General features: G+C 58.4%; 29 protein-coding genes. 12 read left to right on the forward strand and 17 right to left on the reverse strand.

All coding sequences use genetic code 11. The annotated features are described in order from the left end of the window. The first annotated feature begins 31 nt into the window (after positions 1-31). Positions 32-775, forward strand: a complete 744-nt coding sequence (locus DXY33_RS00465) for a DUF3747 domain-containing protein (RefSeq protein ID WP_115131292.1) — start codon at positions 32-34, stop codon at positions 773-775. A gap of 270 nt (positions 776-1,045) precedes the next feature. Here DXY33_RS00465 and rplL read toward each other — a convergent pair whose 3' ends face one another. From rplL to gloA, 8 genes are all read right to left on the reverse strand, one after another. After that, the gene (gene rplL, locus DXY33_RS00470) at positions 1,046-1,435 is read right to left on the reverse strand and encodes a 50S ribosomal protein L7/L12 (RefSeq protein WP_114987674.1); all 390 of its coding nucleotides are present in this window, start codon (positions 1,433-1,435) and stop codon (positions 1,046-1,048) included. A gap of 54 nt (positions 1,436-1,489) precedes the next feature. Beyond that, the gene (rplJ, locus tag DXY33_RS00475; RefSeq protein WP_006851480.1) at positions 1,490-2,017 is read right to left on the reverse strand and encodes a 50S ribosomal protein L10; all 528 of its coding nucleotides are present in this window, start codon (positions 2,015-2,017) and stop codon (positions 1,490-1,492) included. Positions 2,018-2,255: 238 nt separating this feature from the next. Beyond that, positions 2,256-2,963 (reverse strand): 50S ribosomal protein L1, encoded by a 708-nt coding sequence (gene rplA, locus DXY33_RS00480; protein WP_038552494.1) that lies wholly within the window; start codon positions 2,961-2,963, stop codon positions 2,256-2,258. A gap of 71 nt (positions 2,964-3,034) precedes the next feature. Continuing rightward, positions 3,035-3,460 (reverse strand): 50S ribosomal protein L11, encoded by a 426-nt coding sequence (gene rplK / locus DXY33_RS00485; RefSeq protein WP_006851160.1) that lies wholly within the window; start codon positions 3,458-3,460, stop codon positions 3,035-3,037. Positions 3,461-3,569: 109 nt separating this feature from the next. Beyond that, complete coding sequence (nusG, locus tag DXY33_RS00490) at positions 3,570-4,238, reverse strand: transcription termination/antitermination protein NusG (protein WP_114987676.1); 669 nt, start codon at positions 4,236-4,238, stop codon at positions 3,570-3,572. A gap of 21 nt (positions 4,239-4,259) precedes the next feature. Then, positions 4,260-4,502 carry a preprotein translocase subunit SecE gene (gene secE, locus DXY33_RS00495; RefSeq protein ID WP_006850159.1) on the reverse strand — a complete coding sequence of 81 codons (243 nt, stop codon included), beginning with the start codon at positions 4,500-4,502 and terminating at the stop codon, positions 4,260-4,262. A gap of 70 nt (positions 4,503-4,572) precedes the next feature. Then, on the reverse strand, positions 4,573-7,350 hold the full coding sequence (locus DXY33_RS00500; protein WP_115131293.1) for an ATP-dependent Clp protease ATP-binding subunit: 2,778 nt from the start codon (positions 7,348-7,350) through the stop codon (positions 4,573-4,575). An 8-nt stretch (positions 7,351-7,358) separates the two neighbouring features. Further along, complete coding sequence (gloA, locus tag DXY33_RS00505) at positions 7,359-7,757, reverse strand: lactoylglutathione lyase (RefSeq protein WP_115081257.1); 399 nt, start codon at positions 7,755-7,757, stop codon at positions 7,359-7,361. A 112-nt stretch (positions 7,758-7,869) separates the two neighbouring features. Between gloA and eno the strand changes: the two genes are divergently transcribed. Then, entirely contained in the window at positions 7,870-9,162 is a 1,293-nt protein-coding gene (gene eno / locus DXY33_RS00510; protein ID WP_115131294.1) for a phosphopyruvate hydratase, read from the forward strand. 21 nt (positions 9,163-9,183) lie between these two features. Here eno and DXY33_RS00515 read toward each other — a convergent pair whose 3' ends face one another. The 3 genes from DXY33_RS00515 to DXY33_RS00525 are packed head-to-tail and all read right to left on the reverse strand — an operon-like array spanning position 9,184 to position 11,819. Then, on the reverse strand, positions 9,184-10,836 hold the full coding sequence (locus tag DXY33_RS00515) for an AarF/ABC1/UbiB kinase family protein (protein ID WP_115131295.1): 1,653 nt from the start codon (positions 10,834-10,836) through the stop codon (positions 9,184-9,186). Continuing rightward, the gene (locus DXY33_RS00520; RefSeq protein WP_115131296.1) at positions 10,836-11,147 is read right to left on the reverse strand and encodes a hypothetical protein; all 312 of its coding nucleotides are present in this window, start codon (positions 11,145-11,147) and stop codon (positions 10,836-10,838) included. Before DXY33_RS00520 ends, DXY33_RS00515 begins: the two co-directional genes overlap by 1 nt. A 45-nt stretch (positions 11,148-11,192) precedes the next feature. Then, positions 11,193-11,819, reverse strand: a complete 627-nt coding sequence (locus DXY33_RS00525; protein ID WP_115131297.1) for a hypothetical protein — start codon at positions 11,817-11,819, stop codon at positions 11,193-11,195. Between the two features lie 200 nt (positions 11,820-12,019). Between DXY33_RS00525 and DXY33_RS00530 the strand changes: the two genes are divergently transcribed. Beyond that, positions 12,020-13,570: a site-specific integrase gene (locus DXY33_RS00530; protein WP_115131298.1), complete on the forward strand. Its 1,551-nt coding sequence runs from the start codon at positions 12,020-12,022 to the stop codon at positions 13,568-13,570. 5 nt (positions 13,571-13,575) lie between these two features. Then, a complete protein-coding gene (locus DXY33_RS11895) occupies positions 13,576-15,045 on the forward strand; it encodes a hypothetical protein (protein WP_136975401.1) in 1,470 nt (489 codons plus the stop codon). A 279-nt stretch (positions 15,046-15,324) separates the two neighbouring features. Here DXY33_RS11895 and DXY33_RS00540 read toward each other — a convergent pair whose 3' ends face one another. Beyond that, positions 15,325-15,570, reverse strand: coding sequence for a DUF1651 domain-containing protein (locus tag DXY33_RS00540; protein ID WP_115131300.1), 246 nt, complete (start codon positions 15,568-15,570; stop codon positions 15,325-15,327). Between the two features lie 200 nt (positions 15,571-15,770). Here DXY33_RS00540 and DXY33_RS00545 point away from each other — a divergent pair, with 200 nt between their 5' ends. The 3 genes from DXY33_RS00545 (at position 15,771) to DXY33_RS11900 (ending at position 17,348) form a co-directional block, all read left to right on the forward strand. Next, positions 15,771-16,352 carry a recombinase family protein gene (locus DXY33_RS00545; protein ID WP_115131301.1) on the forward strand — a complete coding sequence of 194 codons (582 nt, stop codon included), beginning with the start codon at positions 15,771-15,773 and terminating at the stop codon, positions 16,350-16,352. Beyond that, entirely contained in the window at positions 16,346-16,513 is a 168-nt protein-coding gene (locus tag DXY33_RS12110) for a hypothetical protein (protein WP_170950884.1), read from the forward strand. Before DXY33_RS00545 ends, DXY33_RS12110 begins: the two co-directional genes overlap by 7 nt. A gap of 160 nt (positions 16,514-16,673) precedes the next feature. Next, a complete protein-coding gene (locus DXY33_RS11900; RefSeq protein ID WP_136975402.1) occupies positions 16,674-17,348 on the forward strand; it encodes a hypothetical protein in 675 nt (224 codons plus the stop codon). A 29-nt stretch (positions 17,349-17,377) separates the two neighbouring features. On the opposite strand, the gene DXY33_RS00550 is transcribed toward DXY33_RS11900, so the two are convergent. Further along, a complete protein-coding gene (locus tag DXY33_RS00550) occupies positions 17,378-17,902 on the reverse strand; it encodes a hypothetical protein (RefSeq protein WP_115131302.1) in 525 nt (174 codons plus the stop codon). Between the two features lie 1,175 nt (positions 17,903-19,077). Here DXY33_RS00550 and DXY33_RS00560 point away from each other — a divergent pair. The 3 genes from DXY33_RS00560 to DXY33_RS00570 are packed head-to-tail and all read left to right on the forward strand — an operon-like array spanning position 19,078 to position 20,008. Beyond that, entirely contained in the window at positions 19,078-19,428 is a 351-nt protein-coding gene (locus DXY33_RS00560; RefSeq protein ID WP_170950885.1) for a hypothetical protein, read from the forward strand. Continuing rightward, the gene (locus tag DXY33_RS00565) at positions 19,425-19,640 is read left to right on the forward strand and encodes a hypothetical protein (RefSeq protein ID WP_115131305.1); all 216 of its coding nucleotides are present in this window, start codon (positions 19,425-19,427) and stop codon (positions 19,638-19,640) included. The genes DXY33_RS00560 and DXY33_RS00565 overlap by 4 nt, the downstream gene beginning before the upstream one ends. A gap of 47 nt (positions 19,641-19,687) precedes the next feature. Beyond that, positions 19,688-20,008, forward strand: coding sequence for a hypothetical protein (locus DXY33_RS00570; protein ID WP_170950886.1), 321 nt, complete (start codon positions 19,688-19,690; stop codon positions 20,006-20,008). 599 nt (positions 20,009-20,607) lie between these two features. Here DXY33_RS00570 and argJ read toward each other — a convergent pair. Beyond that, complete coding sequence (argJ, locus tag DXY33_RS00575) at positions 20,608-21,810, reverse strand: bifunctional glutamate N-acetyltransferase/amino-acid acetyltransferase ArgJ (protein WP_115131307.1); 1,203 nt, start codon at positions 21,808-21,810, stop codon at positions 20,608-20,610. A gap of 50 nt (positions 21,811-21,860) precedes the next feature. Here argJ and coaE point away from each other — a divergent pair, with 50 nt between their 5' ends. After that, positions 21,861-22,487 carry a dephospho-CoA kinase gene (coaE, locus tag DXY33_RS00580; protein WP_115131308.1) on the forward strand — a complete coding sequence of 209 codons (627 nt, stop codon included), beginning with the start codon at positions 21,861-21,863 and terminating at the stop codon, positions 22,485-22,487. Here the strand turns inward: coaE and DXY33_RS00585 are convergent. Next, positions 22,484-23,305 carry a 2OG-Fe(II) oxygenase gene (locus DXY33_RS00585; protein WP_115131309.1) on the reverse strand — a complete coding sequence of 274 codons (822 nt, stop codon included), beginning with the start codon at positions 23,303-23,305 and terminating at the stop codon, positions 22,484-22,486. The two genes, coaE and DXY33_RS00585, sit on opposite strands and share 4 nt — an antisense overlap. Then, positions 23,305-24,786 carry an Asp-tRNA(Asn)/Glu-tRNA(Gln) amidotransferase subunit GatB gene (gatB, locus tag DXY33_RS00590; RefSeq protein WP_115131310.1) on the reverse strand — a complete coding sequence of 494 codons (1,482 nt, stop codon included), beginning with the start codon at positions 24,784-24,786 and terminating at the stop codon, positions 23,305-23,307. The genes DXY33_RS00585 and gatB overlap by 1 nt, the downstream gene beginning before the upstream one ends. A gap of 91 nt (positions 24,787-24,877) precedes the next feature. On the opposite strand from gatB, the gene thiO reads away from it, so the two are divergent. After that, a complete protein-coding gene (thiO, locus tag DXY33_RS00595) occupies positions 24,878-25,990 on the forward strand; it encodes a glycine oxidase ThiO (protein ID WP_115131311.1) in 1,113 nt (370 codons plus the stop codon). A gap of 4 nt (positions 25,991-25,994) precedes the next feature. Here the strand turns inward: thiO and ndk are convergent, their stop codons facing one another. Continuing rightward, positions 25,995-26,450 carry a nucleoside-diphosphate kinase gene (ndk, locus tag DXY33_RS00600; protein WP_115131312.1) on the reverse strand — a complete coding sequence of 152 codons (456 nt, stop codon included), beginning with the start codon at positions 26,448-26,450 and terminating at the stop codon, positions 25,995-25,997. Positions 26,451-26,462 lie beyond the last annotated feature (12 nt).

Below are 26,462 nucleotides of genomic sequence, written 5' to 3' on the forward strand. Positions count from 1 at the left end.
CGGTAAAACACGGTTTCTGGCGTCACCGTGGATGAGCCGAACCTACCTGCGGGCGGCTGAGCTGACTGCCGTGGGGCTGTTGGCGGCCGGTCTGTCGCAGGAGGGCAGCGCACGGGCCTTGTTTGACAGCGCTGCGGTGCCGCAGGAGCACATCGCTGTGCTGGCACAACCCATTGGCAGAGCCCAGTGGAAACTGCTGGTGCTGGAACAGATCAAGGCCCAACCGCGCTGCTGGAGGGCACGCCAGGACGGACTGGTGGAGCCCAGCCTGAATCGCTTCAACTTCAGCGGCATCTGCAAGCGCTACCTGGACAGCAATGGCTATTCGCTGCGAAGCGGTGGCCAAGACCTTGGAACCCGCTTTCGCTTCCGGCTCAAGCCATCCGGCACCTCGCTGAGACTCGAGGCCCTCGACCCCCAGCAACGTGCACCACTCCTGGTGGGTCAGGCTCCCTTACCAACTCGCCGCGATCCCAACGGGTTCGTGGCTCTGCAGCTGGAGCCGGGCTGGGCCTTGGAACGCCGGGTTTACCAGGGTCGCCCGTTGAACCACCTGTACTTCGCGCATCACGACCCGGTGAACCGGCTGCTCGCGCTGGCCAACAGCCGCGGCCAGCGTTCAGGCTTTCAGCGGTTGGGAGCGCCGATGCCGCCGATCGCACCACCGCCGTTGCCCACGGCACGATCAACACGGCGACGCACCACACAACGACGAACCACACGCCTTGCCAGCAATGCCCCGATCCGGCTGCAGGTGATTCCCTATCGCCGCTGAGGACCAACCGTCACAGTGCCAGTTGAGAGGGCGACCAGACAGGGGCTGACAAAGGCTTCCCCACCCTTAATTTGAACTTGTGTGAGGAGTGCTGAGCGCCTCTTCAGGGTCGAAACAAGGACAGACTCCTGAATGTGTTCCTCTCTTAAAAAGCCCCGCCTTTGGCGGGGCTTTTTCATTGGCCAGAGAAAACCACAAAAAAACCGGCCCTCGAAAGGACCGGTGACTGAACGCAAACAGGGGGAGAGGGGCAAGCCCTCTCCAAGGCGATCACTTGAGGGTGACCTTGCCGCCTGCTTCTTCGATGGCCTTCTTGGCAGCTTCGGCGTCTTCCTTGGAGACACCTTCCTTGACGGCCTTGGGAGCAGCCTCGACCAGAGCCTTGGCGTCGCCCAGACCCAGACCGGTGGCCTCACGGACGGCCTTGAGGACCTTGATCTTGGCGGAGGCGTCGAAGCCTTCCAGGATCACGTCGAATTCGGTCTTCTCTTCAGCGGCATCGCCACCGCCACCAGCAGCGCCAGGGGCAGCCATCACAACACCAGCAGATGCTGCGGCGGACACACCGAAGGCCTCTTCGATCTGCTTGACCAGCTCGGAAGCTTCAAGCAGGGAGAGGGATTTCAGCGATTCGAGAATTTCGTCGGTTTTTGCAGACATGGTTTTGAAAGGGGAAGCAACAGATCAATGAACAGTGGTCTCGGCAGGGCCGAATCAGCCTTCGCCGCCTTCGGCGTGCTGCTTGAGTGCCCTGGCCATACCAGAGGGAACCTCGTTGATGCCCACAGCGACCTTCGTGGCCACGGCGTTGATGGCACCGGCGATCTGAGCCATGAGCTGCTCCTTGGAGGGGAGATCGGCAATGGCTTTGATCTCGTCCTGAGACAGGAGCTTGCCTTCGAAAAGGCCGCCCTTGGTCTCGGACTTCTTGAGTTCCTTCTGGAAGGTCTGAACGGCCTTCACACCGGCACCAACATCGCCCTTCACCAGGACGAAGGCGTTGGTTCCGGTCAGCAGGGAATCGAGGCTGGCCCAGTTGCTGTCACCATCAATGGCACGGCGCATCAAGGTGTTTTTGGTCACCTTGCAAACGCTGTCGCTGGCCCGCAGACGATCCCGCAGGTCAGACATTTCCTTGATGGACAGGCCCTTGAAATCAAGGACAAGTGCCAGTTCGGCGTCGGCGAGGAGCTCTTTGAGCTCTCCGACGATCTGCTGCTTGTTCTCCAGCGTGCGGCCCATAGGGAGTGGATCGGATCAAAGGAACAAGCTGGGCACACGGCCGATCGAGTCTTCGAAAGGAAGACGAGGCCGCGTGCCGATCCAATCCCGAATGGGACAAAACCGTGTCGCGTCTGCCTCGGCAGGGATTACATCAACGGGAATGACTGATGTCATGCCCAGGGACATCCTGCTGTCTCTGGCCGGGCGCGTGCCCGATTTGGCTTTCGCCAATCGTTAAGTGTAGAGGAGAGCCGGATCAGCTCCCCTGCTCGATGTCCTGCAGTGCAGAGAAATCGACTTCAACGGAAGGACCCATGGTGGAGGTCACATACAGGGACTTCCAGTAACGGCCCTTAGCACCGCTGGGCTTGTTGCGGTCGATGGTTTCCTGCAGGGTCTTGAGGTTCTGCAGCAGCGCATCGGCACTGAAGCTGGCCTTGCCGAAACGGACGTGGACGATGCCGGTGCGGTCGGCACGGAATTCCAGTTTGCCGGCCTTGAATTCTTTGATCGCGGCCTCGAGGTCTGTGGTGACGGTGCCTGCCTTTGGGTTGGGCATCAAGCCACGGGGGCCGAGAACCCGACCCAACTTGGCCACCTTGGGCATCATGTCGGGGGTGGCAATCAACAGGTCGAAATCCATTTCGCCCTTGCTGATGCTTTCCACCAGGTCTTCTTCGCCGGCGAGTTCGGCACCGGCGGCTTTGGCTTCAGCCACCTTCTCACCGCGGGTCACCACGGCGATGCGCACGGTCTGACCGGTGCCGTTGGGCAGAGCCACTGTGGTGCGCAGCTGCTGGTCGGTGTACTTCGGATCGATGCCGAGGCGCACATGGGCCTCCATCGTCTCGTCGAATTTCGCGTTGGCGTTGTCCTTGACCAGGGCAATCGCCTCGAGGGGTGCGTAGGCACGGTCCTCGATCTTGCCGGCCAGGCTGGCCAGGCGCTTGGAGATTTTGGGCATGTTCAGAGTTGGGGTTCAGACGACATCAGGGATGCCTCCCCCGTATGGGTTGGAGAAGCGATGCAGCGACGTCAGTCGCTGATGGAAACGCCCATGTTGCGGGCGGTGCCTTCGATGATCCGCATGGCGGACTCAACGCTGGTGCAGTTGAGGTCGGGGAGCTTGGTCTTGGCGATCTCCTCGAGCTGAGCTCGACTGATCGATCCAACACTGCCCTTGGCGGACTCACCGGATCCCTTTTGGATCTTTGCGGCCTTGGTGATCAGCACCGACGCCGGAGGCGTCTTGGTGATGAAGGTGAAGCTGCGGTCTTCGAAGACCGAGATCTCCACCGGAATCACATAACCGGCTTTGTCCTGCGTCCGAGCGTTGTACTCCTTGCAGAACATCATGATGTTCACACCGTGCTGACCGAGGGCAGGGCCCACCGGCGGCGCGGGGTTGGCTTTGCCGGCGTCTAGGGCCAGCTTGATCACAGCTACGACTTTCTTGGCCATCGGCTGGGGGGTTTGGACAGCTGCGGATCACCAGACCCTCGGGTCGGGTGCGGCGGAATGGTTGCCCACTCCCAAGGCCGCCCTCCGCAGGGAGACGGCCGCCGCCAGATCAGTTCTGTTTGCTGATCTGAGAGAACTCCAGTTCCACCGGGGTCTCGCGACCAAAGATGGAGAGCAGGGCCTTGAGCTTGTTGCGCTCGCCGGAGACCTCGATCACCTCGCCCTGGAAGTCCTTGAACGGACCAGCAGTCACCAGGATCTGATCGCCTTCGGTGAGATCCACCTTGACGACGGTCTTCTTCTCAGCAGCGCGCTTGAAGATGCGATCCACCTCAGAACGGCTGAGGGGACGAGGCTTGATGTGACCACGGGCCTTACCGGTGGCGCGCCGATCTTCAGCCCCGACGAAATTGATCACGTTCGGGGTGCTCCGCACCGCCATCATGGTGTCCTCATCCAGCACCATCCGCACCAGCACATAACCGGGGAACACTTTCTCCTCGGTGGACTGACGGGTGCCGTCCTTCTTCAGCTTGACGGCAGGGGTCTGGGGAATCTCGATTTCGAGAATTCGGTTGCTCACCCCGAGGGTGACGGCCCGCTGCTCCAGGGTGGCTTTGACCTTCTTCTCGCAGCTGGACGCCACTTGAACGGCGTACCAACGGGCGATGGCCGTGTTGGCGACAGCCGCCGCAGGCAAGGTGCCGTCTTCCCCCTCATTCGGGGCCGGCAGATCAAGCACCTCAGGGGCGTCCGGTGTGGTCAGGTCGTCGGGCACGGCGAGAAAGGTGATATCGAGTCAGCGGAACACCTGGGACGAAGCCCACCCAAAGAAGCGACTGACAGCCGCGATGGTGGCGGCCGAAAGGCTGACCATCAGGATCACAGCGATGGATTCGCTGAACAGTTGCTGGCGGCTGGGCCAGACCACGAGTTTCAGCTCATCAACCGTGTCCGCCAGAAAACCACCGGATTTGGTGGAATCGGCAGCGGCTTTTGAGCCGTCGGAAGTGGTGGTGTCCTCAGAGATGGGGCTGGTCACGGGGATGGGACCGGAAGTTGACAACGGTGCCGGTAGGCACTTCGCCAAACAGACACCCTACCGGATGCCCTCAAACCCCCACCGGATCAAACACCAGGGCATCCGTGCCGGCCTCCCCCAGCCGTACCGTCACGCCACTGGCTCCGGCAAAGCGCTCCTCAAGCAGCAGCGTGGAGAGCGGATTTTCCAATTGGCGCCGCAACACCCGACGCAGCGGCCGCGCCCCGTACTCCGGTTCATGGCCCTGACGGGCCATGGCTTCAGCGACAGCATCGTCCACCTGAAGGGCAAGACCCTGCTCGGCTAACAGAGCAGCGAGGCCTCTCAGCTGCAACTGAACAATCCGCACCAGATCGGAGACTTCCAACGGGCGGAAACGAATCACCTCATCAATGCGGTTGAGGAATTCAGGCCGGAACTGGCTGGAGAGCGCTGCATCCACCTGCTGTTGCAAGGCTGACTCATCCGTGGATCCCGAGCGGGCATGTTCAAGGATCGCCGGGCTGGCCAGATTGCTGGTCATCACGACCACGGTGTGGCGGAAATCAACGGTGCGGCCCTGGGAATCGGTGAGCCGGCCGTCATCCAGCACCTGCAGCAGCAGGTTGAACACATCGGGATGGGCCTTCTCCACTTCATCAAGAAGCAGCACCGCATAGGGCCGGCGACGCACGGCCTCCGTGAGTTGCCCCCCTTCCTCGTAACCGACGTAGCCCGGAGGAGCACCGATCAGCCGGGCAACGGCGTTCCGCTCCATGAACTCGCTCATGTCGAGGCGAACCAGCGCCTCCTCTTCGTCGAATAACGACCCCGCCAGCGCCTTCGCCAGCTCGGTCTTGCCGACGCCGGTTGGCCCCAGGAACAGGAAGGAACCCACCGGTCGACGGGGATCCTTCATGCCGGCCCTGGCCCGGCGGATGGCAGCAGCAACGGCGGACACCGCCTCGCCCTGACCAATCACCCGTTCAGCGAGATGGGCGTCGAGATCCAGGAGTTTGCGCCGCTCGCCCGCCAACAGCCGCTGCACGGGAATCCCCGTCCAACGGGCCACCAGATCAGCGATGTCACCGGCCTCAACCTGCTCGCGCAGCAGAGCCGTTCCAGCGGACTGGGCCTCCGCCTTGGACGCCTCCAATTCATCCCGGCGCTGCTGCACCCGATGCAGCTGGTCGTACTGGAGGCGGGCCGCTTCCTCCAGATCACCATCCCGCTCGGCCTCAGCGATGGCGTGGCGCAGGTCTTCGTCCTGCTGGAGCAGCTGGCCGAGTTCCTCGAGCTGACCGCGCTCCTCCTGCCAGCGCCGCCGAAGATCGTCCAGTCGCGTGGACACTTCGAGCCGGTTGCGCTGGAGCTGAATCCGCTCCGCTTCAGGCGCCTGCTCGGCAGCGAGCAGGGCCAGTTCAACGCGGCGTAGATCCGCTTCGGCCTCCTCCACCACCTGCGGTTTGGAGGTGACCTCCATCTTCAGTTGTGCAGCCGCCTCATCGATTAGATCAATGGCTTTGTCCGGCAGGCAGCGATCGCTGATGTAGCGGTCGGCAAGACGGTTGGCAGTCTGAATGGCCTCATCGGTGATGGTGACGCCGTGGTGAAGCTCGTAGCGCTCCTTCAGGCCGCGCAAAATTTCGAGGCTCAATTCCAGATCCGGCTCGCGGATCACCACCTGCTGGAAGCGGCGGTTGAGGGCCGGATCCTTTTCCACCGTGAGCCGGTAATCCTCCGGCGTGGTGGCACCGATGCAGCGCAGGTCTCCCCGGGCCAGAGCTGGCTTCAACAGGCTGCCGGCATCGGTGCTGCTGCGATCACTGCCAACAACGGTGTGCAGCTCATCGATGAACAACACCACACCGGAATCGGAACCACTCACCTCCTCGAGCACCGAGCGCAGGCGTTCCTCGAACTGACCACGGAACTTGGCACCGGCGATCAAAGCCCCGAGATCCAGCGCCACCAGCCGCAGACCCTGCAGCGACTCCGGCACTTCACCCGCCACGATCCGCTGCGCCAGCAGCTCTGCAATCGCTGTTTTGCCAACACCGGGTTCACCGATGAGCACCGGATTGTTCTTGCTCCGGCGCGACAGCACCTTGATCAGGTTGCGAATTTCAGAATCACGACCGATCACCGGATCCAGGCTGCCTGCTTCCGCCTCTTCGGTGAGATCCCGCCCATAGGACTCCAAGGCCGTGGGGGGCTCCTGCAGAGGGGCCTCAGGGGCGGGCGACTGGGGGGTAAAAGGGGCGGCGACAGGCTCTGGCCCGCGCACCGCGCGGGAGGAGGAGGGAACGCGCGCCACCCGTTCACGGCGTGGCGCTTCCTGCTGCACCTCCGGCTGAGCCCGCGGCATCGAGCGCTCCTGGGGGGGAACGGTCATGCCAGGAACCCGGTCTTCCATCCCCCGTTGGATCAGCTGCTCCAGGGCATCGGCCGACAAACCAAAGCCGGCAAACAGATCAGCGCCGATCCGCGGATCGGCACCAATGGCCATCAACACTTCCGGCAGATCAATGACGTCGCCATTCCAGCGCCGACGGATGGCATCAGCCGAATCGAGCAGCTGTTCCAGGTCATCACCGATGAAGAGCTCATCGCTTCGCCCAGAGGGCTGATCAGCCAGCACATCCTCCAAGCGATCCAAGAGCGCATCGATGGGGAGAGGCAAGCGCTCCACCAGGCGGCGGCAGGTGGGATCGGTGAACAGCACCTGAATCAGATGCTCCACATCCAACTGCCCATGGCGCCAGCGACGGGCAACGTCCTGACCACTGAGCAGCAGATCCCAGGCCGCGTCGCTGAAGCGATCCGGCTCATGGGTGAGGCTGCCGTTCAACGCTGGCGATGAAGTCATCCGGTTCTTCAGGCGTGGGCTTTGGAGGACATCTCGATCAATTCCACCTTGTAGCCATCCGGATCCTCAACAAAGGCGATGACGGTGGTGCCGTGCTTCATCGGACCAGGTTCCCGCACCACACGACCACCCTTGTCGGCAATGCCGGCGCAGGTGCTGTGGATGTCCTCCACCCCCAGCGCGATGTGGCCGTAGGCATCACCCAGGGTGTAGCTGTCGGTGTCCCAGTTGTGGGTGAGTTCCAGGACCGTGTGGTCGCTCTCCGACCCATAGCCAACAAACGCCAAGGTGAAGCGGCCGCTGGGGTAATCCTTTCGACGCAGAAGCTGCATGCCCAGGACCTCGGTGTAGAAGCCCAGAGACCGCTCAAGATCAGCGACCCGGAGCATGGTGTGAAGCATCCGCATGGGTGAGCGTCGTGCAGCGTGAACCTGCCGTCATTCTGGCCAGGTATGACACGTCACAACACGAGAGAGAGGGGCGACCCATAAGATCCCCGGGTTAAGCGTCCGTCCCAACGTGATCGATTCCCTCGACCTCGTCATCGACACCATCGTGGCCCGAGAGGTGCTCGATTCCCGCGGCAACCCCACGGTTGAAGCCGAGGTTCTGCTTGAAGGAGGTGCCATGGGACGGGCCATCGTTCCCAGTGGTGCCAGCACCGGTGCCCACGAAGCCCACGAACTGCGTGACGGCGGCGACCGCTACATGGGCAAGGGTGTGGGCCAGGCCGTCAACCACATCGAAGAGCGGATCGCACCGGCCCTCTGCGGCCTTTCCGCCTTGGATCAGGCGGCTGTGGATGCCGCGATGCTGGAGCTGGACGGAAGCGACAACAAATCCAACCTGGGAGCCAACGCAATCCTGGCGGTGAGCATGGCCACCGCCCGCGCTGCTGCCAATGGGCTGGGGATTCCCCTCTACCGCTACCTCGGCGGCCCGATGGCCAACCTGCTGCCGGTGCCGTTGATGAACGTGATCAACGGTGGCGCCCATGCCGCCAACAGCCTGGACTTCCAGGAATTCATGCTGGTGCCCCACGGCGCTCCGAGCTTCCGCGAAGCCCTGCGGATGGGCACCGAGGTGTTCCACACGCTCAAGAAACTGCTCAGCGACAAGGGCATGAGCACCGCCGTGGGCGACGAAGGCGGCTTCGCGCCGGATCTGGGCAATGTGGAAGCCGGCGAAATCCTGGTGGAAGCGATCAGCAAGGCCGGCTACAAGCCCGGCGAACAGATCTCCCTTGCCCTGGACGTGGCCAGCACCGAATTCTTCGAGAACGGCCGTTATGCCTTCGATGGCGGCAGCTACACCAGCGCCGAGATGGTGGGCCAACTCGAGCAACTGGTGGAGAAATTCCCGATCGTTTCGATCGAAGACGGCCTGGCCGAAGACGACTGGGATGGCTGGAAGCTGCTGACCGAGCGCCTCGGCGGCAAGGTGCAGCTGGTGGGTGACGACTTGTTCGTGACCAACACCAAGCGGCTTCAACAGGGCATCGACAGCACCACGGCCAACTCAATCCTGATCAAGGTGAACCAGATCGGTTCGCTCACCGAAACCCTCCAGGCCATCGACCTGGCAGGCCGCTCCGGCTACACCAGCGTGATCAGCCACCGCAGTGGCGAAACCGAAGACACCACCATCGCCGACCTCTCCGTCGCCACCCGCGCCGGACAGATCAAGACCGGCTCCCTCAGCCGCAGCGAGCGGGTCGCTAAGTACAACCAGCTGCTTCGCATCGAAGACGAGCTGGGCAGCCAGGCCGTCTACGCCGGTGCTGTTGGCCAGGGCCCCCGCGGCAAGGCCTGATCCCAGGCCCCCGACGAACGTTCAACGGTTGGAACCGGGCAACTGTTCCAACCGTTGATCACGACGAATCTTGACCTGCATTCGGAACCAGCCCAAGCCCACAGGCAAAGCAGCAGCAGCCGGAAGAAGCGACCAGAGCGGGCGGGCACTGGCACCCACAATCGCGGTGGCCAAAGCCAGGCATCCAAGCAACACAGATTGGCCGATCGATTGCTGGGCCAGGGCCATCCGACGGAACTGACGATCCGATTCGCCCAGCCGCACCTGGAGCTGAAGATCCCCCTGCTCCAAGCGTTCCAGGCTTTCATCCAAGCGCCGCGGGAAGGCCGCAGCGCGGCTGCTGAGGGCCCCGACCTGACGGCCGAGTTCGTTGAACAGATCGTTGCTGCCGGAGCCGCTGGAGGTCATGAGTGGAAGTAGATAAGGCTTGGCGATCGCCACCAAGCTAAAAGCGGGATCAAGGCTGCGGCCAACACCCTCGAAGGTGGACAACGCCCGCATCACAAAGATCAGCTCAACCGGCAGACGAAAGGGCTGGCCATAGACCAGGTCGTAGAGATCGCCGGAGAGTTTGTCGATCACGTTGGCCGTGAAGGGTGGGGTGAGAGCCTCCTGCAGCATCAGCCGCACGAGACGGCGCACCGGACCAACATCAATGCCACCGGAGATCACACCAGCCGCCTGCATCTCCTCCACCAATGCCGCTGAATCCCTCGCAGCAGCAGCCCGGACCATGGCCCCGAGACGTCGACGCAAGCCGTCTGACAACAGCCCCATCATCCCGAAGTCGTAGTAGATGAGCGCTCCATCACTCGCCACGGCGAGGTTGCCGGGATGGGGGTCGGCATGGAAGAAACCAAACCTCACCAACTGCTTGAGATAACTGGCTGCACCCACCTCAGCCACCGCGGCCGGATCAACGCCGGCTTCGAGCAACGCCTCACGGTCGTTGACCTTGATACCGGGCAGGTAGTCGAGGCACAGCACACGGCGCGTGCTCAACTCCCAGACCACACCGGGGATTCTGATGCGTTCGTCATCCAGAAATTGCTGACGAAAACGAGCGGCGTACTGCGCCTCAACGCGGAAATCGAGCTCACGCAGCAGCACACGTCGACATTCCCGTGCCATCGCCGGCCAATCCCGACCACGCCCCCAACTGGGATTGCGTTGCAGCACAGCTGCCACCTGCTGCATCACCTCCAGATCAAGGCGAAACAGGCGATCGAGCCCAGGGCGCTGCACCTTGAGCACCACCTGCCGGCCACTGCGCAGGCTGGCGCGATGCACCTGGGCCAGCGAGGCTGCACCCAGGGGTTCGGGATCCAGATCGATCACCTCGGCACAGCGCGGCCCCAGCTCTCGCTCGAGCACGATCTGCACCTGATCAAAACTGAAGGCCGGAACGCTGTCTTGCAGCGCTGCCAGCTCGGCCACCCAGCCCGCGGGGAGGATGTCTGGGCGGGCGGAGAGCAGTTGCCCCAGCTTGATGAAGGCGGAGCCCAGAGACAGCAACTCAGACGTCAACCAACGGGCTCGCTGTTGCTGACGGCGGGCACGACGCTCGACGGTGACACCGCCGCGGTAGGTCCAGGACTGGCCATCCCACCAAAGCAGCAGCAGCAGCGTCAGGACAGCGCGCCAGATGCGGAGCGCTCGCAGCAGGCCGAGCATCAGGGGCGTGCCTCGATCGCTTGGCTCAGATCAGCCACCGTGGCCCGAAGACGATCGATCACCGCCTGTGGGTTGTCCGACGATTCCGAGGCCGACGCCCCATCTGTGCTCACCGTGACGTGATCACCCCGTTCAATCCGTTCCGCTTCGGCACGTACCTCGTCTTGAAACAGATCCCATTCCTGGCGCAACCGTTGCGGGGCGTCTTGCGCCAGCACCGCCAACTCCGCTGCAGCGTCTGCAAAGCCGTGACCAAGGCGCGCATTGATGCGGTTCACCGTGGCGCGAATCAAGGCCTCCGACGAGCCCATGGACCGATTGCAGACAGCTTCAACTGTGGCAGATCCAACCGGAGATCAGGGCTGAGGCGGAGTCACGGGCTCAATGACTTCGAAAAAGGCTTCCGCGCCAGGAGGCAGCACAACAGGTTCCGGCTCAGCCACCAGCACCGGTGAATCACCGCCTGGAACAACCACAGCAGGCATCACCTCGATGGACTCCCCAGGAAGCGCCAGGGAATCGGCATTGCTGTCATCGAGCTCGAGCTCAGGCTCCTGGGCTGATGAGGAGGCGGGTCTGTCGTCTTCCTCAACCTCCGGGGAAATGGCTTGGGGGTCCGACCAGGCGGGGGCCGTCCAGACAGGGGGTTCGGGCGTCTGCAGGGCCACAGGGGGTTTGGGCGTCTCCTTGACCGCTGGCTTGGCCGGTCGGCTTGCAGCCTCGGCAGCTTCTAGGGCTGTGACATCCACTTGCAGGGATGAATCGTCGTCACTGAACCGAACCCGAATCTCCTGCAGGGAATCCCCTGGAAACGCGAGCGGTGTGAAAGCCTCAGGAACAGGGTCCTCAGCATTGGTCTGCCGCGTCAGCACCCGCTCGGTGATGCCGTAACCAAGGGCGAAACAACAACCAGCCACCAGGGGCCCCACCCAGAAACGTGCCTTGGCCTCAACGGGAGCGTCAGGGGAGCTGGGATGGTCCAAGGATGGGTCTGACGGAGACTCGGATTGTGACAGGGATTCAGAACAGAAGCTTTAGGTGGTGTAGTCGGCGTTGATACTCACTTATCCCCACTTTTGAGTGCTCAACAGGGTTTACAGGGCATAGAATGCGTGTGACCGTTCTGTGACCATCGCCAGGAACCCAGTGTTCACGGCGATTGGTGTGACCAAACTGCCACCAAATGCCCACGACTCCCGCCAGAACAAAAATCCTGGATCGGGTGGATTTGCAGGGCGGCAAGTCGAACAACGCCTACGTCTTCCGCAATGGTCAAAGAGGTGGGAAGTGGTGGTTGCACTTCCACAACCCAGAGACGAAGCAAAGGCACCGGTTCGTCCTGAAACACGCGAACGGCAGATACCCGCTACCAACTCAGGACGGACTGGATGAAGCACTGGAACTGGCGCTGATCCGGTTCATTGACCTCAAGACGAGAGCAGACAGAGGAGAAGCGGTAAACGTCCTAACCATTGGGGAGATGGTGGATCGCTTCCTGGAGAGGGAGAAGCGAAGGATCAGCAGGACTCCTCACGAGGGAATCACTGACGGACGCTTCCGCCTGATCCGGAACCAGACCAAGCACTTCCTGAACTTCTGCACTCGCAAGGGGGGATGCGGAAGCGCAAAGCAAGTCCACCTCTTCCGCCGCTCATACCTGGACACCTATCAACAGTGGAGACAGGAGACCACCAATGCAGTGGACAAGGCAGGAAGGGTGCTGCCAAGACCCACAACTCTGAACGGTGAGTTCTCAACGATCCGCCGGATGTTCCGGGAAGTGGCACTGGCGCAGGGATTCATCACCCGAGACCAACTGCCAGAAATACCAACCGCAAAGGTCCCTAAGGACCAATCCTTCAGGCGATCCGCCTTCACTGCTGAGGAGTGGATCCAACTGGAGAAGACCGCTCGCCTCTACTGGACGGAAGGACTGACCCGGTTTTCCAAAGAAGGAGAACCACTGGGATTCCACAAGATCACCAAGGGTCCGAACAAAGGGAAGGACAGCAACAGACCCATTACCAGGAACTCCCTTTTCGGGGTGAGCAAGGGGAAGGGCACCAGGCAGTCGGACCGGGCAAAGCAGCAGCAGGACCACCGCCTCATGCTCTACCTGGCAATGCGGATCTCTATGGAGTCAGGAATCCGCATTGGATCGCTCAGAAAGATGCGCTGGAGTCACGTCTCCGCAAACAAGACCCTTTCTGCTGAGGAACAGAAGGTGTGGTGCCTGATTGAGGTGCCGCCTGAAAACACAAAAACCGGACGCTGGTATGAGGTCTCAGCACCAGTGGTTCGGCACCTGGAGCATCTACGTCGCATAACCCGCCCGAAGAAAGAAAGCGATCTCCTGTTCACCAACCAAAAGACCGAAGCACCCTTGAGCAATCGAATCTGGGGAGACGGACTCAAGGAAATGCTGGTGGAGTCAGGTCTTGCCACCTGGTCCGACGACGACAGCAACAACTGCCGGAAGATCGACGTGGACTCAGGGAAAACCCTGACCTGGTATTCGTTCCGCCACACCTGGATCACCTTTGCCCTGGAACGTGGCGTCCCGATCGCCACCGTCTGCAACAACTGCGATACCTCAATCCAGTACGTGCAGGAGCATTACTTCCACTACGACGCCAAGAGAGCGACCGACGCCCTATCCACTGGAAGGAAACGGGTACTCAAAGGTGCGTTGAGCACTGACTGGATGAGAGATCCGTACATCAAGGGGACCTGACAGATATGCCCAAAAAACAGACAAAAGAAGACTTTCTGGGCAAAGCGCTGCAAATGCACGGCGAAAAATATGATTACTCAAAAGTCGAATACATAGACTCAAAAACAAAGGTCACTATCATCTGCCCGGAACATGGTGAATTCAGACTTGCGCCCACGTTTCATACAAGTATTAGAAAGAATAGAGGCGAAACAAAACCCCAAGGGTGCCCCACATGCGGCGATATCATAAGAAGAAAGAAAGCATCGGAAGCATCAAAAAAAAGCGTAAAAACAAAAAATCAGTTCATCCAAGATGCGATAAGAGTGCACGGAGATAGATATGATTACAACAAATCAGACTACAAAGGAGCGCATACAAAGATTATTATTACCTGCAAAGAACATGGTGATTTTGAGCAAAAACCAAACTCTCACCTGAATGGAAACGGATGCCCCCAATGCGGTCTCGAAGTCGTAAGAGAGACCGGAAGAAAAAAGAGAGGCATACCAATCATAAGGAATGGAAAAATATGGACGCAAGAGTCGTTCATACTCGAATGCACAAAAGTGCACAATGGAAAATATGACTATTCCAGGACTATTTTTACAACAACAAACAATACTATTGTTGCAGAGTGCCCGATTCACGGAGAATTCGAGCAAATGGCATATGACCACATAAGAGGAAGAGGATGCGAGATGTGCGGGCGATCTGAAATAGGTCTTGCGAGAAGAATGTCATTCGATCAGTGGAAAATCATTGCGGACCAGACTCATGACAACGCTTACACATACGACAAATCCTCATACACAACGTCGAAGGGGAAAGTCCGCATCAAGTGCAGCAAACACGGATGGTTTGAGCAAAGCGCCGGAATGCACGCCTACGCGGGACACGGTTGTGAACAATGCGGCAACGACAGGATCTCTTCCTGGAGAACCAAAACGATTGATGAATTCATCAAGCAAGCGAAAGCAGTCCACGGGAACCAGTTTGATTACAGCAAAATCGGATATGACATCGACTCTAGAAATATGATCTCCGATACGTTCGGGAAAATACCAATCATCTGCAAAGAGCATGGTGTATTTCATATCCATGCAACACTGCACATTCACAGGGAGCAAGGATGTCCACAATGTTCTGCCACAAAAGGCGAGACAAGAGTTCAGCAATACCTACAACTAAACCAAATTGATTACGTCTTTCAGTGGACTGATCATGATTGCATCGACAAGGGAAAACTCCGGTTTGACTTTTATATTCCTGCAATGCGAACTGCCATTGAGTTCGACGGTCAGCAACATTTCATGCCAGTAAACTTTACCGGGGCAATGACAGAGGAAGAAATGGATGCAAAATTTGATGACGTACTACGAAGAGATGGAATAAAAGAGCAATGGTGCAAAGACAACGGCATAAGACTTATACGCATCCCATATACAGAGGATGTAGAAGAAACCTTGATGGCAGAACTAAAAAAAAGCGAATAACAAAAAAGACCCCCGAGGTGCCCACACCTCAGAGGTCTCCACGTCCCCTCGTTTGACGCCCCATCACCCTCCTCCTGGTGTTCTCCTGTGAGGAGTAGGAGAACCGTCAGAAGAGGTGGTGAGGACCGTTCATGGTTCGGTCCCCCGTAAGCATTGAGAAGGGGGGCAAGCGGTACCCCCCTAAAGGTCGTTGAGACCTGGTTACTGCTTCAGCGGTCTCTGACCTCATCCCTGGTCTAAGGCGGGTCGGAGCACCAGGGCATGAGCGGAACTACTGCTTCAGGGTTCGGCAGTCGCACCCCACAGCGGTCTTGTCTTCTTCCAACCCTGGGTCTGAAGTGACTTCCACAACTGTTCTGCGGCGTCCTTCCTCAGATACCGACGCTCCTTCAGCAGTGGTGGTCCTTCGGGCATCTGACGCCCTCGGTCGATAAAGACCTTGGGATCTCGGACCCACGCTGAGTTGTCGCGGTGGAATCGCCATACCCAATGGTCGTTGGCGTCGATCAACCAACCCTCTGCCATGAACCCTCCATGAGTAGTACATCTGTTTTAGTCGCGGATGGCGGGGTTTGGTCAAGCGCGAAAACGGAAGACTCTTAGGGGGGTGCCGAAATGCATAAACTCCGTCAGATGGCTAAAGAGAGCTTCATTACTGGGCTCTTGCCCTGACGAAACACCCTGCCGAAACCAAAATAGATTCATCAGTTTTTCGGCACACCGTCATGGCGATCTGGGGCTACTGGAGATGCAGCACTGATGTCCAGGACGAGGAGCGTCAGATCAAGGCTCTGAATGCGGCTGGTTGTGAGCGCCTTTATGGCGACAAGATCACGGGCACCAGCTCATATGGAGACAGAGACCAACTGTCTCGGTGCCTGGATGGATTGAGAGCTGGTGACCTGCTGGTGCTGGATGAACTCAGCAGGCTTGGCAGATCAATGGTCGAAATGCTGGTGGAGGTGAACCAGCTACTGGAGCGTGATGTGGCGATCAAAACCCTGGATGGTCGCCTCGACACCACAGCCATGGATAAGGAGCTGGTGAAGTTGATCGTTGGCGTTATGGGCTATGCCGCCGAAATGGAGCTGAAGCACCTCAAACGCCGCACCAGTGAAGGAAGAGCTGTTGCTCGCAGCCGTGGAGTGAAGTTCGGTCGGAAGCGTGCTTACACCCCACAACAGGCTGCATTGGTGATGGAGATGAGATCCAAGGGTGATGGCTACGGCACCATCTCTAAAGCCATGGGTATGAGCACCGGGATGGTTCGTCGGATTATTCAGCAACAGGAGTTGGCGTCGTGCTGAAAATCCTTTTAGGCGTCGGTCTTGGGTTCCTCCTCTTCACCAACCAAGAGGCAAGGCAGATAACTGCTGACTTGCTGAGAGCGGCTGGTGATGCACTGGCTCCTGCGGATGAGGACAGAACACTGGAAGACCGAGTCAACGAAGTGCTGGCGGGCGACTGAGGGGATGGCAGGAGAGTAAAGCAAACAGATAAGCAGTATCCAATCTCTACCCGTAAGCAGGCATATCACTTTCTCCGCGAAGAGAAAGGAGGAGAGGAAGAGTCATTTTATGCCAGGCGTCAGAACCGCTGTAGCATTAATCCAGCTTTCAGATATTGACATGAAGCGTGCATTAAATTTTGCTTTAATTTGCTCTCTCGGAATTGTTAGTAGCGGGTGTGATTTAAATGAACCTGAGGCTGCACATATTGTAGGTACGCTACCAGGTTCTCTCCAGTCGGGGAGGTCATGTATTGACGGGTTTTGCTTTGACAACCCTACACGCAATTATTACTGCCCGACAGGATACGTTAAGGTTAACGATAGCGTATGCAAACGTATTTCGTCCCAAAAGAACTCATGGGGATTTAATGAGATTGCTTCAGGCATACAAGAAAGCGTAGAAAATATATCCAAGATCAAGCCGCCAAAGCCACCAGAGACTGGCGATAACAGCTCAGCTGCATACCAATGGGGTAAGAAGGAAAAGGATCTTGGCGATGCCCCTGAATTTAAAGGTCAGAACTATGGCTATTCATTGACACCCAAAAATCCCTCCAAAGAGCAACGCGCTTTGTATGATTATTTGGGATGCAAAGGCACAGAGTTTCAGAAGAGTTATCGTTCGTGGGATAGACAAAGTGAATATAAATATATCTCTGGTTCTGAAAGATGCTTCCGTGCAATGAGCGCTGGCGACTTTTCATACATATTTCACCTTGTGGGTGATTGCTCAATGCTTCGCAGAGAAACTGGTTTCAGAAGATATAAAGACGTTTATAAGTGCACCATGTAGATCATCTCTGTCTCTGAATAAAGCAGGAACTAGTTCTGCTCAGCATTTCTCTTTTCCTCAAGTTTTGCATTAACAATCTCCATTGCCTCTTCTTTTGTGCAGTTGTTGTTCTCGCAAAAAATACGCCAATCTTCTTTCTCCTTTCGAGGAATCCATCTATTGGCAACCCAAAACATCAAATAGGTGAAAGGTATTATCACCTGAAACCATATTGGGTCAGGCAGATAGACGGCGATTGCTACAAGGGGAGCAAACGTTAATACCCAAGCGCCGAGAGCGACTAATCGCCATGAGAATGTGCTTACTACAAGCGGTCCTACGAGAAAGTTAAAGAAAAACCCAGCTGAGAAAATAGATAATGGGATATAAATGAGTTTTATGATCTGCCAGAGGTCCTTATAGATGAAAGCAAATACAAAGGGAGCGACTATAGAAAACAGCCAGGTAAGGGTTGTGGGAGAATCACAGTTAATCTTTCGCTGATATTGCTTGGTAACCAATACGTAAGGATCGGTTAGCTTCTCAACGGGATCGAAAATGCTTTCTTCTGCCATTTCTCCCAATGGGGTTACTCACAAGGTAGCGACGTGATTACCAAGTGAGAACAAGCGAAGTTTCTATCCCTGATTCAGGCTCCGCAGATAGTCCCTGAAGATCCCTGGGTGGAGCATCGCCAGGAAGTTGTGAAAAGACCTGGCTCCACCACGACATTCATTGCTCCAGCCCCTTTTGCAGGAGTAGATCCAGGAGTTCTCGCCAGTGCGGATCAGGCTTCCATGCTTGTTCTTCTTGCACTTGGGACTCTTGGTGTATTGAGAGCAAAAGGGGCACTTAAAGCGATATGCCTGCTTTCCGTTGACCTCTTCGACTTCCAACTTCTCTTCTTCTAAGGCGCTCAAATACTGGATAACTGCCTGCAAATACTGGGCATTATAAGAAACCATTATCTTCTCTTTTCTTTGATTATTATATCAAGTTGATGCAAGCTAGTCAACTTGACAGAGTATCTATAACTCAATAGAATAGCTTTGTAGAGGTTCAGAGCCAGTGTATACTTAAAGATCTTGTGTTACAGAATGCTAACCAAATAAGCACCTGAAAATCACCAAAATCCTAACTACTTTGTAGGGTTTGATAAGGACAACCATGCCTTCTGGTAGAGTAAAAGAATAAATAACTAAAGAAACGATCGCGTAGCGATCAAACTGCGAAGCAGTTTCTAATGAGAAGCCTTATTAGAAATAAGCCTGAGTTTTCTATCTAAGACTGAAAGCTACCGTTAAAAGTCAATCCACCAAATTTGATTTAAAAACACCACCAAATCAATATCACCAGGATTTAACCAGAATAGAACCCATGATGAAGCCAAACTCAAAGCAGTTTAAGGTCACCTATAAGGACGCTGAAGCACCAGTTCTAGTCCCTATCGAATATCAAATGATGCGTGAGATTGGTTGTGACCGCTCGTCTCTGCACAAAATGGCAATCCGTGAGATGCACAACCGAAGGCAGCAGTCAACACTACATTTTATTTGAGTCAAAAATGAAGAATCTTCAGGTGCCGCCAATCACCTATGAGATGGCACGGTCACTAGTCAAGCCGATGAAAGTTAGAAATGCGAACGATGTTGCTAAGGCACTAATCGAACAAGAGTTTAAGAAAAGAGGACTTTGATAAATGGACTCATATCTCAGAACGCTGGATCAGGTCTCTATGGCAGCGAAGGACGTGCCAGCAGTCAGACCAGAAGAACGAAGAGATAGTCACCAGGCACTGAAGGAGGGGGACATCGTTGCGGTGCTGGCAGATGACAACCCCAACTACTTCTGGTCAGTCCGTCTGGGTCGGAACTTCACCGGTCAACTGACGCCGCAATGGTCAGGTCCCATCTACGGGACTCCACCAGAGGGAATCCCTGTGGTGCCCCATACGGCAGTGAGGAAATACCAGAGACAGGCGAACCTTCAGAACCTGAACGCAGGCGTCTTCAGCGGTGGTCATGTGCCCTCACAAGGCGTCGTCGCCAACGAACTGGTGTCAGACCTCCACAAATCCCTATTGCGGGGGACGGGGCGATGAAAAGCTGGGATCAGTTCAGGCTTGATGCCTATTGGGCTTACAACGCGATTGCTGAGGCAGAAGGGTTTAAGTCCGGTGCGGAGAAGCGCCAGAAGCAACGTGAGGCACTGAAGAAGGCAAGCCGCAAGGACAAGTTGACCGCCAAGGAGAAGAGGGAGCGCAAGTTGCAGGACCTGGTGGCTTCACCGAAGAAGTGGAGGAACCTCCAGTGAGCGATGCCAGAACTCCCTCCCACTACTTCCAGGACAGGGACGCCCAGGTGCGAGAGGCACTGGACCGCGTGAAGGGTCGCCTGGATGAACTGACGCAGCGACTCCAGGAACTGAAAGCACAGCGGGCACAGACCAGAGCGCACAAGGCGCTGAAGGACAAAGAGGTGCTGGACGTGAAGAAGCAGCGATACGCCCGAACCAGCAGGCAGTTCGCCATGGATGCCATGGACCAAATCGCCACTGGTGATAGTGCTGGTGCCGTTGAGGCAATCAAGGAATGCCTGGACCACAAGGCATTCGTTCGGTCAGAACCCCACCTGATGAATGCAAGTCAACAGATTCAGCGTCAAGTTTTTAGAGGCGAATAAATACTTCTGCTTATTATGATTGTTTCACGCAAGTTTTTGACTTTGCTCTCTTCTTTCGGACTAGCACCTTCCTTCTGCCTGGGGGGTGCTTTTTTGTATATAAAAACGGATAGGGAACCTAACCTACAACGCACCTAAAGACGAAACGATACAACGAATCTATTTTCTCAAAAAAATCCGCCCCAAAACAATGAGGCGGATAGGGTTTTAAGTCGGTTTATCGACTATCGATTACTCAGCAGTCAAACGCCTCAAAAAAGGTCTTCTCATCTTCATTTTTCTCACGAAAGAAGTAGCACATTTTGTCAAAATCTTCGTGGTATTCCATATTCCAAGAAGTGGGACATTCGGACAACCATTCCTCAAAAGATTTCTTAGACATTTTTTAGAAAAATAGCGTGAATATGTTTGTTCTCGGTGTTCTCTCACCGATAGGGTTTTAGATCAGTTTATTGATCACCAACAAGGGAAGTGAGTAACACTTTTCCCTCGCCTGATGAATCAAGAATATCCGGATTTACGTTGCGAGTCAACTGTGACCACAGTGTGACCACTAGCAATGCATCCACTAAAACTACTGATATAACTACATTTTTTGATTAAGTGGTGTAGTCGGCGTTGATGCGCACGTACTGATCCGACAGGTCACATCCCCAGGCCTGACCAGAGCCGGAACCATGCCCCAGGCCGAGGCGAATCGGAACATGCTCCTGCCGCAGAACGTTGCTGGCTGCAGCGCGATCAAAGGCCACGGGTTGACCGGCCGCCATCAATTGATGGGGACCAATCCAAAGAGCAACCGCATCCGGATCGAAGGACACACCAGAGCGACCCGCGGCCGCCACGATCCGCCCCCAGTTCGGATCCCGGCCATGGACTGCGGTCTTCACCAGGGACGAACCACAGACCGTGCGCGCCACCTGCAACGCCGCTGCCTCGTCAACCGCACCCTCCACCTGCACTTCGATCAGACAGGTCGCCCCTTCGCCATCCCGGGCAATGGCCTGAGCCAGCTGTTGCATGGCCTGGGTGAGGCCCTGTTCCAGAACGGCATGGTGCTGTTGGGCCAGCGGTGGGCCTGCCGCGAAGGCCAGCACGGTGTCGTTGGTGCTGGTGTCTCCATCCACGGTGATGGCGTTGAAGGAACGCTGCACCGCACGTCGCACCATCTCCTGCCAAACGCCTGCATCGACGCCGGCATCACAACTGAAGAAGCCGAGCATCGTGGCCATGTTGGGATGAATCATTCCCGAGCCTTTGGCCATCCCTCCGATGCGCACCCGGCGCCCCTCCAGTTCGTGTTCAAGCGCCACCTGCTTGTCCACCAGATCGGTGGTGAGAATGGCGTTGGCCGCAGCATCACCCCCCGCGTCATCCAAGGCCTCCACCAAAGGAGCCAACCCGGCCAGAAGGGTGGTCATCGGAATCGGCACACCAATCACGCCGGTGGAGCAGATCAACACCGACTCCGCATCGACGCCAAGCTGATCTGCCAGCACCTGGGTGGCGCGCTGACTGTCGACCAGACCGCGATCGCCGGTGCAGGCATTGGCCTGACCGGAGTTGATCAACACGGCACGGGCCTGGCCGGCAGTACTGACGAGGCGATCACGGCAGAGGTCAACACAGGCCGCCCGCACCACGGAGGTGGTGAAGGTGCCCGCACAAACGGCCGTCTCCGGTGCCAACACCAGCGCCAGATCAGGCTTACCCGAGGGCTTGAGACCGGCAACGATGCCAGCGGCCTGGAACCCATTCGGTGCCGTCACACCACCCTGGATCGGTTGCCAAGAAGAAGCCATCGCCACCGCTGATCCGCCGCGAGACACTGGGTGCATCCTGCTCCGACACCATGGCGCCTGGCGAGCCGTTCTCGCAACGACGCATCGGACTCACGGGCGGGATTGCAAGCGGCAAGAGCAGCGTGGGCCATTGGTTGGCGCAGCAAGGTCTGCCGGTGTTGGATGCGGATCAATTCTCCCGAGAGGCCCTCGCACCCGGTCGCCCGGCCACGACCAGCGTGATCCAGCGGTACGGCGCTGGCGTCCAGGCTGAAGGGGGCGCAGCCGTCGACCGCGCTGCCTTGGGTCGGATCGTGTTCCATGACCCCGCGGAACGGCGGTGGCTCGAGCAACTGGTTCACCCGATCGTGCGGGAGCGCTTCGACCAAGCACTCAGCCTCCATGCCAAGGCACCAGCCGTTGTGCTGATGATTCCGCTGTTGTTCGAAGCGGGGCTGGAGTCGATCTGCAGCGAAATCTGGCTGGTCGATTGCGATGCATCCCAGCAACTCGAACGCTTGATCGCGCGGGACGGGCTGAGCCCTGACGCTGCTCAAGCCCGCATTGCCGCCCAATGGCCCCTGAGCCGGAAACGTGGCTTGGCAGATCACGTTCTTGCCAATCGAGGCCAACCCGGCGCATGGCAGGCCCAAGCCTTGGGTCTACTCAACACAACGCTGCCAGCAGATCCCTGTTAACCATTCCTCCCGAAGTCGGCACGGAACCATTTGGTGATCACCCATTTGTGGCCCGCCTGCACCGGTAAGGCCTCATGCAGCGTGAAGGGGTTGGGAGTGCCATCGGCCTGGAGGTTGTTCCAGGCCAATGCCATTCCAGGCACGGGCGTGAACGAGCGCCCCAAGCGGCGGAACAACGTCTCTCCACCCCGCTTCACAGGGTTGAGATAAACCATCACCGTCCACGTGCGTTGCCCGCCACTGTCGGTGTGGGTGGCGTATTCCTCCGTCCCCGGCGTAAACCAATCCGTGTGCTCCTTGAAGTATTCGCCGGGGTCGTAGCGCTGCCCCTGAATCGGTTCCGAGAGCCGCGGATCCACGCCGAACAAGGCCGCAAAGCGCTGATCAAGGCTCGCCGCCAGCTGGGGATGGTTTTGGCGCAAATGACAGGTGCGACTGGTGCGGTAATCGCTGCTGCCGCGGGTCACCGTTGACGGCTGTAGTGACGCGTTGATGGCGTCGATCACCTGCTCACATTCCTCGTAGCTGAGCAGCCCTGGCAGCTCATAGACCTGGGCCAGCGACGTATCCAACCGCCAGGCGCGAGGCCGATGCTCTGGCCGGGTGAGGGGGGACTCGAACCAGGCGAGCCAATCGGGCGATGGTGGGTTCGTGGTTGTAAGCCCAAGGGACGACGAATCGAGAACTGCCGCAATCGCCTCTTGCGCAAACCCCTGGTCGAGAGCCCGCTGCATCAAGCCTTCAGGATCACAGCCGCGATCCAGGTTCTGCAGCAGCCACTCCTTCCAAGCGTCGGGAATGGCTGCCGCTCCGCTCATCAACCCTTGAGCTTCTTGCTCAGAATCTGGTTGGCGAGCTTTGGATCCGCCTTGCCACCGGTCTTCTTCATCAACTGTCCGACGAAGAAGCCCTGCAGCTTGGTCTTGCCGCCACGGAAGGCCTCCACCTCATCGGGGTGGGCCCCCAACAGCTCATCAACGATGGCTTCGATCGCCGCCGGATCGCTAATCATGCCGAGGCCGCGCTCGTCGACGATCGCCTTGGGTGAGCCGCCTTTCTCAAGCAGCTCCGGAAGGATCTCCTTGGCGATCTTGCCGCTGATCTTGCCGCCATCGATCAGTTGGACCATCTCGGCCAACTGCTCAGGCCGGAAGGGCAGTTCGGCATAGCTGAGCCGATTGCTGTTCACATGGGCGGCGATGTCGCCGGTGATCCAGTTCGCCGCAAGCTTGGCGTCAGCGCCGGCACCCACCACGGCCTCGAAATAGTCGGCCATCGGCCGCTCATCGGTGAGCACCCGCGCGTCGTACTGGGAGAGGCCCAGATCATCGGCATAGCGATGCCGCTTGGCAGCCGGAAGCTCAGGCAATTCAGCGCGCCAGGACTCCCGCTGATCCGCGCTCACCTCAATCGGGCCGAGGTCGGGATCCGGGAAGTAGCGGTAATCGCTGGCGCCTTCCTTGCTGCGCATGCTCTTGGTGAGCTGCTTGCCCTCATCCCAGAGGCGTGTCTCCTGAACGATCGGCTCACCGGTTTCGTAGGCCTTGATCTGACGCTTGATCTCGTACTCGCAGGCCTTTTGGATGGCCGAGAACGAGTTCATGTTCTTGATCTCCACCTTCGTGCCGAAGGGCGCTGCCGGCCCCCGTCGCACGGAGATGTTGACGTCGCAACGCAGGGATCCCTCCTGCATGTTGCCGTCACTCACCCCCAGATACCGCATGATCCGGCGGATCTCCGAGGCGTACTCCGCCGCTTCACGGCCGGTGCGCAGGTCCGGTTTACTGACGATTTCCGCCAAGGCCACACCGGCCCGGTTGTAGTCCACGAGCGAATGGGTGGAACCCGCCAGGCGGTCACTGCCGGCATGCACCAACTTGCCGGCGTCCTCCTCCATGTGCAGTCGTTCGATGCCGATTTTCTTGAGATAGGTGTCCTTTCCCTTCTCCGCCACTTCCACCTCGATCCAGCCCTCCTCGGCGATCGGCTGGTCGTACTGGGAGATCTGGTAGTTCTTCGGCAGATCTGGATAGAAGTACTGCTTGCGGTCGAACTTGCTGTGTTCGGCGATGTTGAGGTTCAGCGCCATCGCTGCCTTCACGGCGTACTCGAGCACCTTCTGGTTCAGCACCGGCAATGTGCCGGGCAGACCGCACACCACAGGGTCGATGTGGGTGTTGGGGTCATCACCAAAGGTGGTGGACGCTGCCGTGAAAATTTTGCTGTCCGTTCCCAGCTGCACGTGGGTCTCGAGACCGATCACGGCCTCCCAGGCCGGTTGGGTTGCTGCGTCGGCCATGCGCCCGTGATGTGAAGCAGATTCCGGGATCCTATGGAATCAGGATGAAGCCCTCTCCTGACACCATGACCAGCAAGGGCCTTTCTTGCGCATGACTGCCGCCTCTGCCTCAGCCGTCTGTGTTTTGGGCGGGGGACTGATGGGCTTAGCCGTTGCCCATCAGCTGGCCCGTCGCGATCAGAGCGTGACCGTGATCAGCCGCCGCCGCAGCGAAGCGGCAGGCTTTGTTGCTGCAGGGATGCTGGCGCCCCATGCCGAAGGCTTGAGCGGCAACCTGTTGGAGCTGGGTCAAGCCAGCCTCGCGCTAATCCCCCGCTGGGTGGCGCAGATCGAGGCGGACAGCGGCCTGAGCTGCGGCCTGCGCACCAGCGGCATCGTGGTGCCGTTCCGAACAGCGACCGAGCGGGACGCCTACCCCACCGCCAGCCTTGGGCAAACCCTGGACCGCACCGGCCTTGAGCGGGAAGTCCCAGGCTTGGGGCCGGAGTGGAGCACCGGGCTGCTGTTCGAGCAGGACGGCCAGATCGACAACCGCAGGCAGTTGATGCGGGCCCTGGAGCGGGCCTGCGTGTCCCTGGGCGTCCAGTTCATGGAAGGGGCCGAAGTGCTTGATCTGGAGCGGGAGTCCGCCGGACAGCTCTGCGGCATCCATCTGCGAAGCGCCGAAGGAGAACAGCAACAACTGCGCTGCCAGCAAGCGGTGCTCTGCAGTGGCGCCTGGAGCCAACAACTGGTGCCGCAACTGCCCGTGTTCCCGGTGAAAGGGCAGATGCTGTCGCTGCAGGGTCCGCGGGAGGCACTGAAGCGAGTGATCTTCGGCCCCGGCACCTATCTGGTTCCACGCGAAGACGGATTGATCGTGGTGGGGGCCACCAGCGAACGGGACGCCGGATTTGCCGAAGGGCTCACGCCCGATGGCCAGAAACAACTGCAAGCGGGCATCGCCAGCCTGCTGCCAACAGCGGCCACATGGCCCCCGATGGAGCGTTGGTGGGGGTTCCGGCCCTGCACGCCCGATGAAGGCCCCTTGCTCGGCCCTGGTCCGCTACCCGGTTTATGGCTGGCCTGTGGGCATCACCGCAATGGCGTTCTGCTTGCCGCCATCACGGCTGAGCTCACGGCCAGCGGCGTCATGAAAAAAGCCCCCAACGCCGCCGAAGAAGCGTTGTTGGGGGCATTCCGCTGGAACCGGTTCGAAAACTGAGCGATCAGGCTTCGACGCGCCACTCCTGATCGGAAGGAGACCAGTCGTTCAGCTCAGAGGCTTCAAACCAGAGGCCGATCTCGAAAGCAGCGGTTTCCGCAGCATCGGAACCGTGGATGACGTTGCGGCCGATGTTGACGGCCAGATCGCCACGAATGGTGCCGGGCTCAGCCTCGAGGGGCTTGGTGGCACCGATCAGCTTGCGGGCACTGGCGATCACACCATCGCCTTCCCAGACCATGGCCACCACGGGGCCGGAGGTGATGAAATCGACCAGACCAGCAAAGAAGGGACGCTCCTTGTGGACGCCGTAGTGCTGTTCAGCCAGGGCGCGGCTGGGAGTGGTCTGCTTCAGACCCACCAGCTTGAAGCCCTTGCGCTCAAAGCGGCCGAGGATCTCGCCCACCAGGCCGCGCTGGACGCCGTCGGGCTTGATGGCGATGAACGTGCGTTCGGCCATGGATTGGTGTGA

Origin of the sequence: Synechococcus sp. N26 (assembly GCF_900473975.1) — a bacterium.
Taxonomy (GTDB): domain Bacteria; phylum Cyanobacteriota; class Cyanobacteriia; order PCC-6307; family Cyanobiaceae; genus Parasynechococcus.

Bases quoted from the DNA above. Each gene is read 5' to 3' on its own strand.
- DXY33_RS00465 (WP_115131292.1), top strand. From the start codon at position 32: ATGAGCCGAACCTACCTGCGGGCGGCTGAGCTGACTGCCGTGGGGCTG.
- rplL (WP_114987674.1), bottom strand. From the start codon at position 1,435: ATGTCTGCAAAAACCGACGAAATTCTCGAATCGCTGAAATCCCTCTCC.
- rplJ (WP_006851480.1), bottom strand. From the start codon at position 2,017: ATGGGCCGCACGCTGGAGAACAAGCAGCAGATCGTCGGAGAGCTCAAA.
- rplA (WP_038552494.1), bottom strand. From the start codon at position 2,963: ATGCCCAAAATCTCCAAGCGCCTGGCCAGCCTGGCCGGCAAGATCGAG.
- rplK (WP_006851160.1), bottom strand. From the start codon at position 3,460: ATGGCCAAGAAAGTCGTAGCTGTGATCAAGCTGGCCCTAGACGCCGGC.
- DXY33_RS00500 (WP_115131293.1), bottom strand. From the start codon at position 7,350: ATGACTTCATCGCCAGCGTTGAACGGCAGCCTCACCCATGAGCCGGAT.
- gloA (WP_115081257.1), bottom strand. From the start codon at position 7,757: ATGCGGATGCTTCACACCATGCTCCGGGTCGCTGATCTTGAGCGGTCT.
- DXY33_RS00515 (WP_115131295.1), bottom strand. From the start codon at position 10,836: ATGCTCGGCCTGCTGCGAGCGCTCCGCATCTGGCGCGCTGTCCTGACG.
- DXY33_RS00520 (WP_115131296.1), bottom strand. From the start codon at position 11,147: ATGGGCTCGTCGGAGGCCTTGATTCGCGCCACGGTGAACCGCATCAAT.
- DXY33_RS00530 (WP_115131298.1), top strand. From the start codon at position 12,020: ATGCCCACGACTCCCGCCAGAACAAAAATCCTGGATCGGGTGGATTTG.
- DXY33_RS11895 (WP_136975401.1), top strand. From the start codon at position 13,576: ATGCCCAAAAAACAGACAAAAGAAGACTTTCTGGGCAAAGCGCTGCAA.
- DXY33_RS00540 (WP_115131300.1), bottom strand. From the start codon at position 15,570: ATGGCAGAGGGTTGGTTGATCGACGCCAACGACCATTGGGTATGGCGA.
- DXY33_RS00545 (WP_115131301.1), top strand. From the start codon at position 15,771: ATGGCGATCTGGGGCTACTGGAGATGCAGCACTGATGTCCAGGACGAG.
- DXY33_RS11900 (WP_136975402.1), top strand. From the start codon at position 16,674: ATGAAGCGTGCATTAAATTTTGCTTTAATTTGCTCTCTCGGAATTGTT.
- DXY33_RS00550 (WP_115131302.1), bottom strand. From the start codon at position 17,902: ATGGCAGAAGAAAGCATTTTCGATCCCGTTGAGAAGCTAACCGATCCT.
- DXY33_RS00565 (WP_115131305.1), top strand. From the start codon at position 19,425: ATGAAAAGCTGGGATCAGTTCAGGCTTGATGCCTATTGGGCTTACAAC.
- argJ (WP_115131307.1), bottom strand. From the start codon at position 21,810: ATGGCTTCTTCTTGGCAACCGATCCAGGGTGGTGTGACGGCACCGAAT.
- coaE (WP_115131308.1), top strand. From the start codon at position 21,861: ATGGCGCCTGGCGAGCCGTTCTCGCAACGACGCATCGGACTCACGGGC.
- DXY33_RS00585 (WP_115131309.1), bottom strand. From the start codon at position 23,305: ATGAGCGGAGCGGCAGCCATTCCCGACGCTTGGAAGGAGTGGCTGCTG.
- gatB (WP_115131310.1), bottom strand. From the start codon at position 24,786: ATGGCCGACGCAGCAACCCAACCGGCCTGGGAGGCCGTGATCGGTCTC.
- thiO (WP_115131311.1), top strand. From the start codon at position 24,878: ATGACTGCCGCCTCTGCCTCAGCCGTCTGTGTTTTGGGCGGGGGACTG.
- ndk (WP_115131312.1), bottom strand. From the start codon at position 26,450: ATGGCCGAACGCACGTTCATCGCCATCAAGCCCGACGGCGTCCAGCGC.